Below are 16,629 nucleotides of genomic sequence, written 5' to 3'. Positions count from 1 at the left end.
TGGCGGTGGCGCGTCGAAGGCTGGAGCAATTGTCAAGAGTTGTGGATTGACACGCTGCCGGGTTGGCGAGGCGGGGTATTGCTCGATGCGCCGAGCATCGGAAAGTTCGCGTGACACCGCGAGCATTGACCGTCGCTCACGAACAGGCTCACCGACGAAATCGTCGCGGTGACGGGCAGCCGGTCGGCCAGTTCCACCTCGCCGAAGATCCGGGATGGCTGCCCATGGGCGACGGTCAGGTGCGGGATGACCTCGGCAAACTGTCCCCCGTAGGGCGGCGCCTCCGGCCATCGTGTGGCAATGGACTCGGTCAGCGCGCGAAGCGGCTGGTCTGGGGTCGGCGCCAGATAGAGCACATCAGGGAAGCGGCCAGACTCGTCGAACCGGACCGTGAAGGAGTCATGCCCGGCGATCAGGGTCGTGAGATCACCGATGACCGCGGCACTGATGAGTTCGACGTCGAGGAACGGGAAGAGCACCGTCACGTGGGCGGGAATCCCGGCCGCTGCGGAGGCGTCGAATCGCCGACGCCAGTTCTCAACCAGTGGTTCGGCTTCCGCCACCGTGGCAAGCAAGGCGGTCTGACCTGCTCGGTAACGTCCTGACTCGTCTTGGGACACGGTTGGATGTTCTCGGACGGCTTCCGTTCGCGCCACCGGTTTCAGGCAGCGTTGACCTCCTCGCGCTCGACCAGGACACCGTTCTCGAACCTCGCCCCGGACCGGACCAGAGCAACAAGCTGAGCCCCGGTGATCGCCCGCCAGCGAGCCTGGGCCGACTCCACCAGCTTGAACACCATCGCCTGGGCTGCGGCCGGGCTGCCCGCGCCGCGAGTGACCTTCGTGCGGAGCTTGACCGTCGAGAACGATCGGGTTCGCGGTCCGCAGGTGGATCCAGTGCTCGGCCGGGAAGTCGTAGAACGCCAGCAGCTCGTCCTGGTCATCGGTGATCTTCGCGAGGGCCTTGGGGAACTTGGCGCCGTAGGTCTTCGCGAACGCCTCGATCGCCTTCTCCGCGTGGGTGCGGCTCTCGGCGTTGTAGATCTCCTGCATCGCCTTCGTGGCGCCCGGCTGTGCGGACTTCGGCAGGCAGTTCGTGACGTTGCGGGCTTTGTGAACCCAACATCTTTGCTGCCGGGCAGCGGGAAACACCTCGGCCAGTGCCCGCCACAAGCCCATGGCACCGTCGCCGACCACCAGCTCGGGGTCACGCATTCCGCGTCCCCGGCAGTCGCGCAGCAGGTCGGCCCACGACTCGGTGGGCTCGCGTAGGCCCTCTGCCAGCGCGATCAGCTCCTTGGTGCCGTCCAGGCGCACCCCGAGCAGGACCAGGACGCACGAGTGCGTCTGGCCGAGACGGACCTTCGGGTGCACCCCGTCGGCCCACACGTAGACGAAGTCCCGGTCGGACAAGTCCCGGTCCTGGAAGGCGGCGTGGTCCTCGCCCCACTGTTTCGTCAGCCTGGTCACGGTCGCCGGCGACAGACCGGCAGCGCCGCCGAGGAACTGCTCCAGCGCGGGCACGAAGTCTCCGGACGACAGTCCGTGCAGGTAGAGCAGGGGCAGCACCTCCGAGATCTTCGGGGACTTGCGGCACCACGGCGCCAGGATCTTCGACGAGAACCGCTTGCGCTCGCTGGTGGCCTCGTCCACGCGGCGGTCGTTCACCCGGGGCGCGGTGACCTCGACCGGACCTGCCGCGGTGACCACGGTGCGGGGCCGGTGATGGCCGTTGCGGACCACCAGGCGCCGCCCGTGATCGTCGGTCTCGGCGGCCAACTCGGCTATGTACTGGTTGACTTCCGCTTCCAGCGCGGCGGCCAGCATGCGGCGGGCGCCCTCGCGGACGATCTCGTCGATCAGGGAGCTGGATTGGGTGGAGCCCTCGTCGGTGACTACGCTCAGCACGGGCGTGCCTTCCCGACCCGCGCTACGAACGCGGGCCTACTCGGAGACCATCACAGGATCATCGGGAAGGTACGCCCTCCGCATACCCTCTCGGGCTGATCCACAAGTCCTGAGCATTGCTCCGAAGGCTGCGGGCCGACGGTCGTGTTCACCAAGGCCGCCCGCTCCAACCTCCGCTTCCAGGACCGCCGCGTCGCCGACCTCGAAGCCCAGATCGCCGATCCTGGCAAGGCAGATGGCTGACCCGGTAAGTGATCCGATGCCGGTTGGCCTCCACCGCCCCGGACTCTCTCGCCGAGATGCACCAGGACCTGGAGCGGTAGCGAAGGCTATGCTTCCTGCATGCATCATTCGTCGTGTCTGAGCTGGTGGCGCTCCACTTAAGGAGCGGCCACCTCTTACGCATGACCTGGGCCGTTCGGATGGACGGCCCCTTTGCATTCCCTGGTCAGGGGCCTGTTCCGTGCGGACGGCACACTACCGACCAGCCAGGAGAACCTCATGACCAGCATGCCCGGTGTTGTCGGCAGCGCCGCAGCCGACTATTCCTCATCGGACTCCCTTGGAACATCTGCCGCACAGACCCGCAGTGCTGCAGTGGAAGACCTGATTCGCCAGGACCCCGGTCGATTTCGCGTGCTGACGGGGGATCGTCCGACAGGCCAGCTGCACTTGGGCCACTACTTCGGAACCCTCCACAACCGGGTCCGCCTGCAAGACCTGGGAGTGGAGATGTTCGTGCTCATCGCTGACTACCAGGTGCTGACCGACCGCGACGTCGCCGACCACCTGGTCGAGCACGTCGAGGGGTTGGTGCTGGACTACCTGGCCATCGGCATCGACCCCGACCAGAGCACTGTCTTCGCCCACAGTGCGATCCCGGCCCTCAACCAGCTGCTGCTGCCGTTCCTCAGCCTGGTCTCTGTCGCGGAGCTGGGCCGCAACCCCACCGTCAAGGACGAGATCGCGCATTCGCGGCAGTCCGCCGTCAGCGGTCTGATGTTCACCTACCCCGCCCACCAGGCTGCGGACATCCTGTTCTGCAAGGCCAACCTCGTCCCCGTCGGACAGGACCAGCTGCCCCACCTCGAACTCACCCGCTCCATCGCCCGCCGTTTCAACGACCGCTACGGTACCGGAGCGGGTCTCTTTCCCGAGCCCGACGCCCTGCTGTCGGACGCACCGCTGCTGCTGGGCACCGACGGCACCAAGATGAGCAAGAGCCGGGGCAATGCCATCGCCCTCGCCGCCAGCGCCGACGAGACCGCCCGGCTGATCCGCGGCGCCAAGACCGACGCCGACCGGCACATCACCTACGACCCGGTCAACCGCCCCGAGGTCTCCAGCCTGGTCCTCCTGGCCGCACTCTGCCTGGGCCGCGACCCCCACCAGATCGCTGACGACATCGGCAACGCAGGGGCAGCGACCCTCAAGAACACAGTGAGCGAGGCCGTCAACGAATACCTGGCCCCGATCCGGGCCCGCCGCAAGCAACTCGCACAAGACCGCGGCCTTATCCGCCAGGTCCTGCGCGAGGGAAACGAACGCGCCACCGCCGTCGCCGACGCCACCCTTACCGATGTCCGAGCTGCCATGAACAGCGTCTACTGAAGCCGGTTCGACAGCGCCGCCAGCCACAAGGCCACCATCTGGACCCTCACCTGGTCCACCGCAACGCCCTCGGGGCCCGACCGTCCACCGGCGGTCGAGCCCCCAGGGCGGCTTCAAGTTACCCGTAGGGGCGGGCTGTCGGAGATGCCCCAGATCCAGAGGGCGTGTTCGTGGGTCACTCCAGCTGCGGCCGGCCCGGTCGGGGTGGATCGGGCCGCTGTACGCGGGGTGGCGGAGGTCGCGCATGCCTTGGTCAACGGGCTCGCGGCCACCGTGACGGGGACCCCAGCGGCTGTCAACGTACCCGATGTGAACACCGCTTCGGTGCGGTTGATGGAACGCCTCGGCCTCAAACCGGGCCTTCGAGTGCGCCCGGATGTACACCGGTCCGGTGCCCGGCATCGACACGGCCGGCATCTTCGCCACGACCACCCTGGAACTCGGCTGACCACGAGCGGCCGGGAGCAGCCCGGGGGCCGCGGCCGGGCATCGGCCTTCCGGTGCTCGCCGGGTCTTCCGCTGCTCCCCGTTGGCCGTCGGATGTCCTGGGTATTCAACTCGACCTGGGAGGATGCTTGTTGACGACCGGGCGGGGGGAGCGGCCGGACCGTGCCGACCGTCGGTGCCCTCCCCGACGCAGCAGCAAGGGTGGGCCTGGTGGTCATCTGGCGGCTCGACCAGTTGGCCGGGTATCTCTGTAGGCTGCCGACTTGTCGTGATCACCGCACGGCTTGCTGCTGTAGGGAGGGTTTGGCGGGTGGCGGAGAAGGCCGTGCGGAACTCAGCGTCGCTGAATGTGTTTCTGGCTGTGGCAGCTCACCCCGGGATGCCGTTCGGCATCGTCGAACTGGCGGGTCGCGGTATCACCGCGGACGCGGCAGCGAGCCGTTGGGTGCTTGAGGTCGGGAAGCTTTCTCTGGACGGCTTCGCACTCGCCGACAAGTTGATCGACTTCGGCGAGCGGGAGCATCATCTCGTCGGACTGTGGCAGGAATCCAGAGCTGGCGAGATCGGTGTGGTGACCTTCGAGTCCCGGCTGGCGGAGATCGTGGCGGCCACGGAGACGTGGGCGCCGGTCCCGGAGGGGCCTGTGGAGGACTTCTCAGGCCGGCTTCGCCGGGTACTGGGTCCAGGCACGGATGGGTGACTCGGGAGCGAACGCTGTTTTCGGTTCGGCTCGGGCGTTGCGCCAGCGTATGTAGGCGGCGATGGCGGCGTTCTGCTCACCGTGCCTGCGGTGGTCGGTGCCGTTGAGCGCGAAGTAGCGTAAGGCGGCGAACTCGGACTCGATCCAGTTCAGCCATGATCCATAGGTGGGAGTGTCTAATAAACGGCGGATCTGTTGATCATGGAGACGCCAAGTGAGTGAGATGACGATCGAGCACGAGTCCGCGCCTGAGCTGGCCGGTGTGGCCTCGTCGGACGAGCAGTTGATCGCGATGCTGGTCGACCGGGCCCGGAGCGAGGGCGTGCAGTTGACCGGTGCCGGCGGACTGCTGCAGCAGTTGACCAAGCGGGTGCTGGAGTCCGCGCTGGAGGGCGAGATCACCGACCACCTCGGCTATGACAAGCACGATCCGGCCGGGAAGAACAGTGGCAACAGCCGTAACGGGAGCCGGGCGAAGACCGTGCTGACGGACGTCGGGCCGGTCGAGGTGAAGGTGCCACGGGACGTGGAGGGCAGCTTCGAGCCGCAGATCGTCAAGAAGCGGCAGCGTCGGCTGACGGGCGTGGACGAGATGGTGCTGTCGCTGTCCGCGAAGGGCCTGACCCATGGGGAGATCTCCGCGCACCTGGCCGAGATCTACGGCGCGGAGGTCTCCAGGCAGACCATCTCCACGATCACCGACCAGGTGATGGACGGGATGGCCGAATGGTCCAACCGGCCGCTGGACCGTGTCTATCCGGTCCTGTTCGTCGACGCCATCAATGTCAAGGTCAGAGACGGCAAGGTCGCCAACCGGCCGATCTATGTCGTGATGGCAGTCACCGTCGAGGGCACCCGGGACATCCTGGGCATCTGGGCCGGCGACGGCGGCGAGGGCGCGAAGTACTGGCTGCAGGTGTTCACCGAGTTGAAGAACCGGGGCCTGGACGACGTGCTGATGCTGGTCTGCGACGGGCTGAAAGGCCTGCCCGACGCGGTCGAAGCGGTCTGGCCTCGAACAATTGTTCAGACGTGCATCGTTCACCTCCTGCGCAACAGCTTCCGCTACGCGGCCCGTCAGGACTGGGACAAGATCGCCAAGGCGCTCAAGCCCGTCTACACCGCGCCGAGCGAGAGCGCCGCAGCCGAACGCTTCGGAGAATTCCAGGACGCCTGGGGGAGGAAGTACCCGGCGATCATCAGGCTCTGGGAGAGCGCCTGGGCCGAGATCGTACCCTTCCTCTCCTTCGACGTCGAGATCCGCACAGTCATCTGCTCGACCAACGCCATCGAGTCCGTCAACGCACGGATACGCAAGGCCGTCCGGGCCCGCGGACACTTCCCCACCGAGGCCGCCGCCCTCAAGTGTGTCTACATGGCGCTGACGAGCCTCGACCCGACCGGCAAGGGCCGCAAACGCTGGACCATGCGCTGGAAGGCACCCCTGAACGCCTTCCAGATCGCCTTCGAGGGCCGGCTCACCCCGACCAACAACTGAACCCCAACAACCAAGATCAGCCGTTAACTGGACACACCCTCACTGAGCCTTTTCCAACCTCAGTTTGAGCAGGTGAGGTGGAGGGTGAGGACAGCTTGGACGAGGCTGGTGATGCGGGTGGTCGAGCAGCGGAGCTTGCGCAGGAGCCGCCAGGTTTTGAGGGTGGCGATGGCGGGTTCGACCAGGGCTCGGATCTTGGCCTGTGAGCGGTTCACGGCCTGCTGGCCCTCGGAGAGGGTCTCCCATCGGCCTCGGTACGGCACGCGGACAGCAGGTCCGGCGCCCTGGTAGCCCTTGTCGGCCCAGCAGTGGATCTTTGCTGAGGTCAGGGCGTCGAGGATGCCGTGTTCGCGTGCGGCGCGGATGTCATGGACGGCTCCGGGCAGGGCGGGGGAGGCCCAGAGAAGACGTCCGGCCGGGTCGGCGAGGACTTGGACGTTCATGCCGTGCTTCTTGTGTTTGCCCGAGTAGAACGGTCGGTCGGCAGCGATCCGGTCGATGGGCAGGACAGTGCCGTCGAGCAAGACGAACGCCTTCGCTGACGCTTGGCGGACGGCTTGTTCGAGCGTGGGTGCCAGGGCGGCCAGGAGGTCGACGACTTCGGTGATGTACCGATACGCCGTCGTCGTGCCGATGCCGAACCCGGCTGCGAGCTGGGCGTAGGTGTGTCCCATGCGCAAGTGGGCGAGGGCAAGCAGCGCCTGTCGGCCGGCGCTCAACCGGCGCCACCGGCTGCCGATCGCACGGCGACGCTCGCGCAGACGGGCGGTGAGGAAGCGAAGATGCGAGCTGGACAGGTCCAGCCCGGACGGGTAAACAAACACGTGAAGCCTCTGGCAGCGCGGGTGATCTTGGTCGTGAACCCGTCTACCAAAGGCTTCACTCGTCTGTCACGCCAACTACCAGACCGGCAGGGCAGGTTGGAAAAGGCTCACTGCAGAACCTGGTGAGTTCCGGCACCGCCTGGCATAGGTTCGCCGGAACATGTGCGCTTTGCCGAAGGACTCGTTGGAGGCGATGGCGACGCTGTTCTTTCCTCGCGTTCCGTCAGGACCTGGAAGAGGAGTTCGGCGCCGTGGCGGTCGAGTTCCATGTAGCCGAGTTCGTCGACCTATGCGGATATCCGCATAGGTGGACCTATGCCGAGGCTGTGACTATGCCGAGTGTGCTGGCGTTGCACGAGGCTGTAGCTCCCGCGACGGCTGTTCTGTTCTGCATAGTTGCGGTGCCGGAGAGGGCAGAGAAAGAATTCCGGTGCGGTCTGAGATCTGCGCTCAGCCGCGACGACGCCTGGGGCGTGAGCGCCACCTGCCCGGCCCGCCGTTCGCTGCTGATCTCGGATCTGTTGTCCTCGTTGTCGTGACGTATTGCGCGTAGCGAAGACGGGCGTCCCTCAGGCTTTCCGACCCGTTGGGGCCGCCCCAGACCTCGTCGGCGTTCGGGTCGTCCTGGCCATCGTCTTCCCAACTGCACTCGTCACAGATCTGGAAGTGTCCGCGGGCTTCCAGCGTCAGGAGCTTGCAGCAGGGACAGGCATACGGGCTGGCGCCGGGCGGGCTTGCTGCGGGCGCTTCCTCGGGCGTTGTCACGCGTTGAGTGTGGCATGACCTGGAAGGAAGCTCTGGTCTGGTCGCGTCAGAGGCTGTCGAGGAACGCGAGGGTGGAGTCGGTGGGACGATAACGACCGGGCCGGGCTGTCGCGGGGGTCGTGAGGGCCAGGGCCTTCTCTTTGATGGTCATGTCGGCGTGGACGTAGGCGTCGGTGGATCGGACGCCGGCGTGGCCGAGCCAGAGCGCGATGACGGTTGTGTCGACTCCGGCTTGCAGCAGTGCCATGGCGCAACCGTGCCTTGTGTCCACAGAGGCCGTGTGCGGATGACTTCGTGTTGCGATTGAGCAGGCGCGTCGGCGGGAACAGTTTCGCGATGCAGTCCGGTGCGCGTGTTGCATTCCAAGAGCAACGATGCGGTGCAGATCACCTCTTCCTTGGCCCTGTGTCGGCCCCTGGTACGTATTGCGCAGATCGGTTCCTCGCGTCAGCGTTCTGTCGACCGTGCGACGCGCGGATCACAGCTCACGGGATGATGATCAGGTGAACCGTTCGGGGAGGACCTTGATGAGCATCACCTTGCAGGTGGACGCGACGCCGTCTGCCTCTGCGCTCTTCCTGCGCCCTTGGAATGATGACGACGTCGAGCCACTGGTCGAGGCGTATCGCGATCCCACATTGCGTCGTTGGACGAGGCTTCCTGTAGAGAGCATCGAGAATGCAGTAGAGCGGCTGGAGCTTCAGAGACGCGGCTGGGAGAGTGGAGACCGGCTGAGCTTCGCCGTGCATGAAGTTCAATCCGGCACCGGCGAAGGCCGGTTGGTTGGTGAAGTGGCCATGAAGCGGACCGGTCCCAGCCACGAATCCGCAGAAGTCGGCTACTGGACCGCAGCCCATGCCCGAGGCCAGGGTGTGGCCCCTCGCGCCCTCGAAGCTCTCACCAGCTGGGCCTTCGAGGTTTTCGCGGTCGAAGGGATGAAACGTCTCGACCTGCTCCATCAGGTGGATAACCTCGCCTCGTGCCGGGTTGCGGAGAAGGCCCGATACGGGTTTCACCAGGTCCTTCCGGCTCGGCCGCCTTTCCCCAGGGACGGCCACTTGCATATACGACGGGCCGACGCCCCGGCCTGATGCCGGGGAGCCGCCGCCGGCCCGCCCGCGTTGTCAGCTGCATGATCCGATCGCGGCGGTGCGGGCGCCAGGAAGGCGAGTCACGGATGCTGTCTCAGCGGCCCTGGTCCGGAGGTGGACGATCTCTTCGTGCTGGGCGGTGAGCCGGGCGAGGGCCTGTGCGCGGAAGTCCTTAAGAAGTCGTCTCATTTGGAAGTTCGGTAATCTGCGGTCGTGGGGATCGTGGAGCGCCTGGTGCCAGATGAACTGTGGGAGTTTTTCCAGAGGGTCGTGCCGCCTGCGCCGTCGCGGCCGCAGGGTGGCGGCCGGCGTCGGTACGGAGACCGCGAGGTGCTGGCGGCCATCGTGTTCGTCGCCACCTCCGGCTGTACCTGGAGGCAGTTGCCGCCTTCCTTCGGACCATCGGGACCCACGGCCCACCGCCGGTTCACCGAATGGAGCAAGGCCCGGGTGTGGGCCAAGCTTCACCGCCTGGTCCTGGACGAACTCGGCGCACGCGGCGGGCTGGACTGGAGTCGCTGCGCGATCGACTCGGTGAACATGCGGGCTCTGAAAAGGGGGACCTGACAGGTCCGAATCCTGTCGATCGGGGCAAGTACGGCTCGAAGATCCACTTGATCACCGAGCGGACCGGTCTGCCCATATCCGTCGGGATCTCGGGGGCGAACCTGCACGACAGCCAGGCCCTCATCCCACTGGTCTGCGGCATTCCGCCGATCCGCTCCCAGCGCGGTCCGCGTCGCCGGCATCCCGCCAAACTGCACGCGGACAAGGGCTACGACTACAACCACCTGCGCAGATGGCTCGCCTTACGCGGGATCACGCACCGCATTGCCCGCAAAGGCATCGAGTCCTCCCAACGCCTCGGTCGTCATCGCTGGACCGTCGAACGCACCATGGCCTGGCTGGCCGGATGCCGCCGTCTGCACCGCCGGTACGAACGCAAAGCCGAGCACTTCCTCGCCTTCGCCAGCATCGCCTGCACTCTCATCTGCTACCGCAGACTCACCAAATGAGACGACTTTTTAATGGCGTTCTGGTGGTCCCAGCGGGTCCGCTCGGACCCGTACCCGGCCAGCGCGCGCGGATCAAGGCCGAACTGTCCAGCCACATAGTCGACGACGACGGCAGGGGCCCGCTCCGGGTCGTCCAGAAAGGCGCCCAGAAACCGGACTGTGCCGAGCTGCACGCCGTAGCCCAGTTGTGAGCGGGCACCGCGGCAGGTCATCGCCCGGCGGCGGGCGTCCCGGTCCAGCAGGAAGTACCCGGCCAGCTGTCCATCATCGGGTGACGCACTGAACGTGCCGTAGCTGCGGCGTTGTTCTTCGGTCAGGAACGCGACAGGCACCTGTCCCTCCCCCTGGATCTTCCTGTGGTGTGACCGCGCTCACGATAGGTCACATGATCGGGCGACCGGATGCCAGGGGCAGGCGGGTGATCGGTCTTGGCTGAGCAGCCCAGCACACCTGCTCGAGAGATTCCTGACGCTCGCTGGGAAGGGGGGCCCGGCCGGCCCTCCCCTCGTGGATGCAGGTAAGTGCTGCTGCCGTATCCCTGCGCTCCTGACCTGCCCATCATGCGACGCCTACCGGCACCGCGCCCGCCGCAGACACAGCCCTGGTGCGCCTGCGCCAAGATTACTTGTCGTGATCATGATCTGCAGTTGCGGTATCGACGGGTGGGCAGGATAGTCTGCGACTGATGTGTTATTGCAAATGATGTGCAATAGAGGAATACTGCGCATCGTGAAACCCTGCTTCAAGGTCAGCTGTTCAGCGATGCTGCTGTCGTGCCCTCTTTGTATGGGATCGTCGGCGGCGTCCGTCTTCGCGTTCGGCGCTGGGGAAGCAGGTCACGCAGGCGGGCCGAGAGGGAGCAGATTGTGAACCAGGTTGGTGGGCAGAGTGAGACGCGTACGGCGTCGCATGACCCGGACTTCCCCGAAAAGTTGATGGAGTTCATGCGGATCGGCTGGCGAGATGATGCACTCGGCGTGCTGCCGCGGCCGGCGGTCCCCAACTACGCCCGGCGCCGCGCCGCTCTGTCGGCTGCGTTCCCCGGGGAGACGCTGGTGGTCCCCACCGGGACGGCCAAGGTACGTGCGAACGACACGCTCTACCCTTTCCGGCCAGGGAGCGACTTCGCCTACCTCACTGGCGACCATGACCCAGACGGTGTGTTGATCATGCGGCCGAGCGGGGAGGGTCACGACGCAGTCCTCTACACCCGGCCCTGGTCGCCCCGTGACACTGATGAGTTCTTCCGCAGCCGGGATGGGGAGCTGTGGGTCGGCCGTCGGCACACCCTGAAGGAGAAGGCCACCGAACTGGGCGTCGAGACGGCTGCGCTCGCCGATGTCGATGCCGCCCTCGCCGATTGCGCACCCGGCCGCACCCGGGTACTGCGCGGCTTGGACCGGCGTGTCGACTCCGCTGTACCGCCGCACGACCGGCAGTCGCGCGCCCGTGACCGGGAGCTGACTGCGTCGGTCTCCGAGCTGAAGCTGGTCAAGGACGAGTGGGAGCTGGCCCAGCTTCAGGACGCCATCGACGCCACCATCCGCGGCTTCGAGGATGTAGCCCGGGTGGTGCCGGCCGACCGCGGAGTGTCCGAGCGCCTGATCGAAGGGGTCTTCGGCCTGCGCGCCCGGCATGACGGCAACGATGTCGGGTACGGTTCGATTATCGGCGCCGGCGCACACGCCACGATTCTGTGCTGGAAGCGAAACCATGGCACCACCGTGCCCGGCGAGTTGCTGCTGATGGACATGGGGGTGGAGAACAACCATCTCTACACCGCCGACGTGACCCGCACCGTGCCGGTCTCCGGCTCTTTCACCCCGCTCCAGCGTCAGGTCTACGACATCGTGTACGCCTCGCAGCAGGCCGGCATGGACCTGATCAAGCCGGGCGTCAAATTCAAGGATGTTGACCTGACCTGCATGCGCGTCCTCGCAGAGGGCCTGGAGGAACTGGGCATCCTGCCGGTCAGCGTCGACGAGGCCATGGACCCGCAGTCCCTGGTCTACCGGCGTTGGACGTTGCACAGCTTCGGCCACATGCTCGGCATCGACGTGCACGACTGTGCCGGAGCCCGCGCGGAGAAATACCGCGAGGGAGAACTCCGCGAAGGCTACGTGCTCACCGTCGAGCCAGGGTTGTACTTCCAGCCCGAAGACGAACTAGTCCCCGCCGAGCTACGGGGGATGGGCATCCGGATCGAAGACGACATACTCGTCAGTGCCGAGGGCGCGGTCAACCTGTCCGCGGACCTGCCACGACAAGCAGACGAGATCGAGTCCTGGCTTGCCGTCCAGCGGGAAGCCGGACCGCGGCTGCCTTGAAGCAAGGAAGTCTCTGCTGGAGTACCGGCCATGTTCACCCCGCCGAACAGCACAAGGCCCCGCCGCACCCAGGCTTGACCAGCGAAGGCGCCTTGCACGCAGACAAGTAGCCGGTCGGTCCCGAACATGCCCCTGCCGACCGGCACGAGACCCTCTGGTGGACCTGGACCGCGCGTCCCCGATTGCCGGAGCGGGGATGGCAATGGCTCATCACGCCAGTGGTCCACAACCAGAAAGATGAACAGGAAGGCTGCGCCGATGACGCTGGATGTGGATCGCGCCCGCAAGGACACCCCCGGATGCACAAACGTCGTGCACTTCAACAACGCCGGCGCGGCGCTTGCACCCGCCGCGGTGACCGACGCCGTCATCGATCACCTGCGTCTGGAAGAGCAGATCGGCGGATACGAGGCCGCCGCTGCGGCGGCCTCCGAGATGAACAACGTCTATGACGCAATCGCCCGTCTGATCGGTTGTGGTCCGCACGAGGTCGCGGTGGTCGAAAACGCCACCCGCGCCTGGGACATGGCCTTCTACGCAATGCGCTTCGGCCCCGGCGACCGGATCCTCACCGCCCGTGCCGAGTACGCCAGCAACGTCATAGCCTTCCTGCAGGTCGCAGCGCAAACCGGCGCCCGAGTCGAAGTAGTCGACAACGACGAATACGGCCAACTGTCCGTGCAAGACCTGCAGCGTCGGCTTGACGACGACGTAAAGCTAGTCGCCGTCACACATGTGCCCACCCAAAGCGGCCTGGTCAACCCTGCGGCCGAGATCGGACGACTGACCCGTGCCGCCGGTGTTCCATTTCTGCTCGACGCGTGTCAATCCATCGGGCAGTTGCCCGTCGACGTCGAGGAAATCGGCTGCGATCTGCTGTCCGCCACCGGACGTAAGTTCCTGCGCGGGCCCCGCGGCACCGGCTTCCTCTACGTTTCAGACCGGCTCATCGAACAGCTAGAGCCGCCCTTCCTCGACCTGCACGCGGCGACCTGGACAGCCCCAGACCAGTACACAATACGGACTGACGCCCGCCGGTTCGAGAACTGGGAGACCAACTGCGCGGCCAAGATCGGTCTCGGAGTCGCAGTTGACTATGCGCTGGAGTGGGGCATCGAAGCGATCGAGGAACGGGTCACCGCACTCGCCAGGCAGCTACGGCAGCGTCTCTGGGATCTACCCAGAGTGACCGTCCAGGACCAGGGCCAGCGCCTCTGCGGGATCGTCACCTTCACCGTCAACGGCGTGCCCGCCGCCGAAGCGCAAAGCCGCCTGAGCGCAGCGGGCATTAACACGACAGTCTCCGCAGTGAGCTCGGCCCGCTTCGATCTGGCCCCCCGAGGCCTGCCCGACGTAGTTCGAGCATCGGTGCACTACTACAACACCGCCGATGAGATCGACAAGCTGTGCGCAACAGTGCAGTCATTCGGCATCACCCGCCCTTGAAGGACCTCTGACTTGGATAGGCGCAAATCGGTGCCTTGATGGGTGGGCAAGTAGGGCGACAATGCGGCCATGAAGGGGCCGCGGTATATGCCGCAAAACATCCTGGGGCGATGCACGTTGAACCGCTGGTCAGCCTTCTCTTCCGCAGTGTTCCGCGACAGTTCCCTCGCGGTGCTTGCGTAGTTCCCGGTACAGCGTGGAGCGGCTTACCCCGAGTTCGGCGGCGACCTGTTCGGGGATCGCGCCGTCCTTGATGCGCTGGGCGGCTCCGGCACGGGTGGTTGCGTTGAGCTTCGCCGGCCGCCCGGTCGGCAACCCGCGGGCTTCTTTGGACGCGCGGGCGCCGGCTGCCCGCTCCAGCATGTAGATCCGCTCCATCTGGGCGAACATCGCCAGCAGCGCGATTGCCATGTCCGTTCCGGGTCCCGACTCGCTGGTGTCCACGGCGAGTTTGTCGCCGAGCGTGCGCAGGAAGATGCTGCGCTCGGTGAGGTCGTGTACGAGGTTCAGGGTCTCGCGCATGTTGCGGCCCAGCCGGTCCAGGGTGAGTACGTTGATGCGGTCGCCGGGCCGCGCGAAGCCGAGCAGTGCGGTCAGGCCCTCGCGGTCCATGTTGGCGCCGGTGCGCTTGTCGACGTAGATGTGTTCCTCGGCGACACCGGCGGCGCGCATCGCGTCGATCTGCCGCGCGAGGTCCTGTGCGGTCGTACTTACCCTGCAATACGCCAAGTCCATGCGCGCCACTGTCCCATAACTTGACGCTGCAGCACGGGTTCTGACACGATGTTGTGAAACCATCTTTTGACACAGGTCGACCTGTGTCGACGTGGTCACCTCGCAGTCACCGGGTCCTGTGTCAAATTCATGCTTATGACACAACGAGAGGCAGGGCCCCGATCCGCCCCGACGGAGACGACCCAAGCAGGTGTCAACTCATGTGACACCAAACTGCACTCTCTGCGCGGTTCCTACTCGACCTGAGTCGCTGTTGTCGTTCCGAATTTGAGGGCGGCGTTTTCGCTGGTCAGGCATGGGTTGGGTGGTTCGGTGGGAGGTGTGGCCTGTCGGGTTGTCGCTCGCTGGGGAGGCCGGGATGGCGTCGGTTGTCGGACTGCTGGAACGGCACGAGGTTGCTGCTCGTCGTCGGGTCGACGGGCTGCGGGAGGAGGCCGACCGGATCCACGCCGAGTTGGCCGAGGCCGAGCAGGAATGGCGGGAGTGGTCGGTCGCCCGCAGGCGGGTCGACGCGGTGCTGGCTTCCGGCGGCGATGACCAGGCGGAAGCCTCCCCAAGCTCGCGGGATGCGGTGCAATCGAGGTCACAGGTGCCTGTGTGGCGCGAAGGGCTTGCCCGGTCGGTCCTGTCGGTGGACTACCAGCGGATCGTGCAGGCACTCGCCGACCGGTCCCGGCTTCGTCAAGGGCCCTTGACCTGCCAGGAGATGGCCGCGGTGTTCGGGATGGACGTGGTGCCGGCTCGGGTGGAGGCCTTGCGGGCGAAGGCGAAACGCCTGGTCGCGCGGGGATGGCTGACCGAGCCCTCACCAGGCCGGTTCACGCTGGCGAAGGGTGTTGCCGGGCCAGCCGGCGGGTCATGAGCAGGGTCATCGACCAGTAGACGATCGCCTCCGCGCTGGTGGTGCGGCGTTCGTAGTCGCGTGCCAGCCGGCGGGTGCGCATCAGCCAGGCGTTGGTGCGCTCAACGATCCACCGCTTGGGCAGGACCACGAAGCCGCGTCGGTCGTCGCTGCGTTTGACGATCTGCAGGACCAGCGCGAGGACGGCCAGGCAGTGCTTGACGAGGCTGCCGGTGTATCCGCCGTCTGCCCGGACCAGGACCAGACGGTGATGCGCCTCGGTCACCCGCTGGAGCAGGACCTTCGCGGCGGTGCGGTCTCCGACGTCCGCAGCGGTGACCATCACGCCCAGCAGCAGGCCGAGACTGTCGACGACGAGGTGCCTTTTGCGGCCGTTGATCAGTTTCCCGCCGTCGAAGCCGCGGCTGTCGGAGCCGACGACCGCGTCCGCCTTGACCGACTGGGAGTCGATCACGGCGGCCGTCGGCTCGATGTCCCGCCCGGCACGGGTGCGGACCCGGTCGCGCAGCCGGTCGTGGAACTCCCCGATCAGGCCGCGGTCGCGCCAGCGGCGGAAGAACGCGTAGACCCGGTCCCATGGCGGGAAATCGGCCGGCATCGCGCGCCACTTGATCCCGTTGTCGACCAGATACCGCACCGCGTCCAGTATGGCCCGGTGGCAGTATGCCTCCGGCTGACCGCCGCGGCCCCGCATCCAGCCCGGCAGCGGCAGCAGCGGCCGGACCACCGCCCACTCCGTGTCCGTCATGTCCGACGGATACCGAGGCCGGCGCGTGCCGTGGTCGGCGGCGTTTCCGAACCGGTGTGCCAGGCAGTCACACCCCGGAGTGACCGAACTGGACGGCCCAGCCATCGACACGGAACACTCCAACACCGGGGCCTCCTGACGTTGCTCGTTGATTCGACACCATCGAACTGTTCAGAAGGCCCCACCCTTATGCACCGACCATGCCGTCACCACCCAAACGGGAACCCCGGTTCGAAGCCCACTCCCCAAGGCCGGAACGACAACAGCGACTGAAGTTCCCCCAGTGAGTTGGACAGCCTGATACTGGGACGGTTCGTCCCGGAGGAAGCAGTCCAAGTTGAGTGGCAAGAGCAACATGAGCAAGCGGTACACGGCCGAGTTCAAGCGGGACGCGGTCGCGCTCGTCCGGTCGTCGCCGCATCGGAACGTCACCGAGATCGCCCGGGAACTGGGAGTGAGCCCCGAGGGGTTGCGTGGCTGGGTCAAGCAGGCGGACAGCTGCGGGCTGAGGAAGGAGTTCGGTTCTGATGCCCGTCTCCTCGAACAGCTCACGGGACGCCGCCTCACGCGGTGTCTCGCCTGCGTCGACCTTCCCCCCGGGCGAAGCAGGCGGGTTCGTCGATTTCTGGCCGGTGAGTCGCAGGAACCGACG

The 16,629-nt window shown here is 66.3% G+C and carries 16 protein-coding genes and 4 pseudogenes; 10 read left to right on the top strand and 10 right to left on the bottom strand.

The features are described 5' to 3' along the window. Positions 1-32 precede the first annotated feature (32 nt). Both OG702_RS00300 and OG702_RS00295 read right to left on the bottom strand, forming a co-directional pair. Positions 33-563, bottom strand: a complete 531-nt coding sequence (locus OG702_RS00300) for a 2'-5' RNA ligase family protein (protein ID WP_327293038.1) — start codon at positions 561-563, stop codon at positions 33-35. Between the two features lie 98 nt (positions 564-661). Further along, positions 662-1,907: pseudogene (locus OG702_RS00295) on the bottom strand (IS256 family transposase). Positions 1,908-2,417: 510 nt separating this feature from the next. Between OG702_RS00295 and trpS the strand changes: the two are divergent. The 3 genes from trpS (at position 2,418) to OG702_RS00280 (ending at position 6,163) form a co-directional block, all read left to right on the top strand. Further along, positions 2,418-3,518, top strand: coding sequence for a tryptophan--tRNA ligase (gene trpS / locus OG702_RS00290; protein WP_442814682.1), 1,101 nt, complete (start codon positions 2,418-2,420; stop codon positions 3,516-3,518). 757 nt (positions 3,519-4,275) lie between these two features. Further along, positions 4,276-4,665, top strand: coding sequence for a hypothetical protein (locus OG702_RS00285; protein ID WP_327286783.1), 390 nt, complete (start codon positions 4,276-4,278; stop codon positions 4,663-4,665). A gap of 292 nt (positions 4,666-4,957) precedes the next feature. After that, on the top strand, positions 4,958-6,163 hold the full coding sequence (locus OG702_RS00280; protein WP_327293037.1) for an IS256 family transposase: 1,206 nt from the start codon (positions 4,958-4,960) through the stop codon (positions 6,161-6,163). Between the two features lie 59 nt (positions 6,164-6,222). On the opposite strand, the gene OG702_RS00275 is transcribed toward OG702_RS00280, so the two are convergent. After that, complete coding sequence (locus tag OG702_RS00275; protein WP_327286782.1) at positions 6,223-6,987, bottom strand: IS5 family transposase; 765 nt, start codon at positions 6,985-6,987, stop codon at positions 6,223-6,225. Between the two features lie 174 nt (positions 6,988-7,161). Further along, positions 7,162-7,274: pseudogene (locus tag OG702_RS00270) on the bottom strand (ATP-binding protein); the annotation flags it as partial. Between OG702_RS00270 and OG702_RS00265 the strand changes: the two are divergent. Next, positions 7,239-7,526 carry a hypothetical protein gene (locus OG702_RS00265; RefSeq protein ID WP_327286781.1) on the top strand — a complete coding sequence of 96 codons (288 nt, stop codon included), beginning with the start codon at positions 7,239-7,241 and terminating at the stop codon, positions 7,524-7,526. The pseudogene OG702_RS00270 and the gene OG702_RS00265 sit on opposite strands and share 36 nt — an antisense overlap. On the opposite strand, the gene OG702_RS35325 is transcribed toward OG702_RS00265, so the two are convergent. Together OG702_RS35325 and OG702_RS00260 are read right to left on the bottom strand one after the other, a co-directional pair. Continuing rightward, the gene (locus OG702_RS35325) at positions 7,438-7,752 is read right to left on the bottom strand and encodes a CPCC family cysteine-rich protein (RefSeq protein WP_442814263.1); all 315 of its coding nucleotides are present in this window, start codon (positions 7,750-7,752) and stop codon (positions 7,438-7,440) included. The two genes, OG702_RS00265 and OG702_RS35325, sit on opposite strands and share 89 nt — an antisense overlap. Positions 7,753-7,798: 46 nt before the next feature. After that, positions 7,799-8,113 carry a tyrosine-type recombinase/integrase gene (locus tag OG702_RS00260; RefSeq protein WP_327286780.1) on the bottom strand — a complete coding sequence of 105 codons (315 nt, stop codon included), beginning with the start codon at positions 8,111-8,113 and terminating at the stop codon, positions 7,799-7,801. A gap of 166 nt (positions 8,114-8,279) precedes the next feature. Here OG702_RS00260 and OG702_RS00255 point away from each other — a divergent pair, with 166 nt between their 5' ends. Beyond that, entirely contained in the window at positions 8,280-8,843 is a 564-nt protein-coding gene (locus OG702_RS00255; protein WP_327286779.1) for a GNAT family N-acetyltransferase, read from the top strand. Positions 8,844-9,065: 222 nt separating this feature from the next. Further along, a protein-coding gene (locus tag OG702_RS00250; protein WP_442814681.1) for an IS5 family transposase occupies positions 9,066-9,859 on the top strand; the annotation gives its coding sequence in 2 pieces (ribosomal slippage) (positions 9,066-9,395 and positions 9,398-9,859; 792 coding nt in all). Here the strand turns inward: OG702_RS00250 and OG702_RS00245 are convergent. Beyond that, entirely contained in the window at positions 9,838-10,191 is a 354-nt protein-coding gene (locus OG702_RS00245) for a DUF4158 domain-containing protein (RefSeq protein WP_327286778.1), read from the bottom strand. The two genes, OG702_RS00250 and OG702_RS00245, sit on opposite strands and share 22 nt — an antisense overlap. A 534-nt stretch (positions 10,192-10,725) precedes the next feature. On the opposite strand from OG702_RS00245, the gene OG702_RS00240 reads away from it, so the two are divergent. Both OG702_RS00240 and OG702_RS00235 read left to right on the top strand, forming a co-directional pair. Next, a complete protein-coding gene (locus tag OG702_RS00240; protein WP_327286777.1) occupies positions 10,726-12,186 on the top strand; it encodes an aminopeptidase P family protein in 1,461 nt (486 codons plus the stop codon). 258 nt (positions 12,187-12,444) lie between these two features. Next, the gene (locus tag OG702_RS00235) at positions 12,445-13,632 is read left to right on the top strand and encodes an aminotransferase class V-fold PLP-dependent enzyme (protein WP_327286776.1); all 1,188 of its coding nucleotides are present in this window, start codon (positions 12,445-12,447) and stop codon (positions 13,630-13,632) included. Positions 13,633-13,761: 129 nt separating this feature from the next. Here the strand turns inward: OG702_RS00235 and OG702_RS00230 are convergent, their stop codons facing one another. Beyond that, positions 13,762-14,367 carry a recombinase family protein gene (locus OG702_RS00230; protein ID WP_327286775.1) on the bottom strand — a complete coding sequence of 202 codons (606 nt, stop codon included), beginning with the start codon at positions 14,365-14,367 and terminating at the stop codon, positions 13,762-13,764. A gap of 358 nt (positions 14,368-14,725) precedes the next feature. Between OG702_RS00230 and OG702_RS00225 the strand changes: the two genes are divergently transcribed. Then, on the top strand, positions 14,726-15,229 hold the full coding sequence (locus OG702_RS00225) for a hypothetical protein (protein ID WP_327286774.1): 504 nt from the start codon (positions 14,726-14,728) through the stop codon (positions 15,227-15,229). On the opposite strand, the gene OG702_RS00220 is transcribed toward OG702_RS00225, so the two are convergent. Next, positions 15,186-15,977 carry an IS5 family transposase gene (locus tag OG702_RS00220; protein ID WP_327286773.1) on the bottom strand — a complete coding sequence of 264 codons (792 nt, stop codon included), beginning with the start codon at positions 15,975-15,977 and terminating at the stop codon, positions 15,186-15,188. The genes OG702_RS00225 and OG702_RS00220 overlap by 44 nt on opposite strands. 355 nt (positions 15,978-16,332) lie before the next feature. Between OG702_RS00220 and OG702_RS00215 the strand changes: the two are divergent. Then, positions 16,333-16,419, top strand: a pseudogene (locus tag OG702_RS00215) (hypothetical protein); the annotation flags it as partial. Between the two features lie 126 nt (positions 16,420-16,545). On the opposite strand, the pseudogene OG702_RS00210 reads toward OG702_RS00215, so the two are convergent. Continuing rightward, positions 16,546-16,620: pseudogene (locus OG702_RS00210) on the bottom strand (hypothetical protein); the annotation flags it as partial. Positions 16,621-16,629: the final 9 nt, after the last annotated feature.

Origin of the sequence: Streptomyces sp. NBC_01198 (assembly GCF_036010485.1) — a bacterium.
Classification (GTDB): domain Bacteria; phylum Actinomycetota; class Actinomycetes; order Streptomycetales; family Streptomycetaceae; genus Actinacidiphila.
The sequence above is the reverse complement of the archived record's forward strand: the minus strand, read 5'-3'. Positions and strand labels throughout refer to the sequence as shown.

What these genes read in the sequence shown, in the direction of transcription:
- trpS (WP_442814682.1), top strand. Translation starts at nt 2,418, where the DNA reads ATGCCCGGTGTTGTCGGCAGCGCCGCAGCCGACTATTCCTCATCGGAC.
- OG702_RS00280 (WP_327293037.1), top strand. Translation starts at nt 4,958, where the DNA reads ATGCTGGTCGACCGGGCCCGGAGCGAGGGCGTGCAGTTGACCGGTGCC.
- OG702_RS00260 (WP_327286780.1), bottom strand. Translation starts at nt 8,113, where the DNA reads ATGCAACACGCGCACCGGACTGCATCGCGAAACTGTTCCCGCCGACGC.
- OG702_RS00255 (WP_327286779.1), top strand. Translation starts at nt 8,280, where the DNA reads ATGAGCATCACCTTGCAGGTGGACGCGACGCCGTCTGCCTCTGCGCTC.
- OG702_RS00235 (WP_327286776.1), top strand. Translation starts at nt 12,445, where the DNA reads ATGACGCTGGATGTGGATCGCGCCCGCAAGGACACCCCCGGATGCACA.
- OG702_RS00230 (WP_327286775.1), bottom strand. Translation starts at nt 14,367, where the DNA reads ATGGACTTGGCGTATTGCAGGGTAAGTACGACCGCACAGGACCTCGCG.
- OG702_RS00225 (WP_327286774.1), top strand. Translation starts at nt 14,726, where the DNA reads ATGGCGTCGGTTGTCGGACTGCTGGAACGGCACGAGGTTGCTGCTCGT.
- OG702_RS00220 (WP_327286773.1), bottom strand. Translation starts at nt 15,977, where the DNA reads ATGACGGACACGGAGTGGGCGGTGGTCCGGCCGCTGCTGCCGCTGCCG.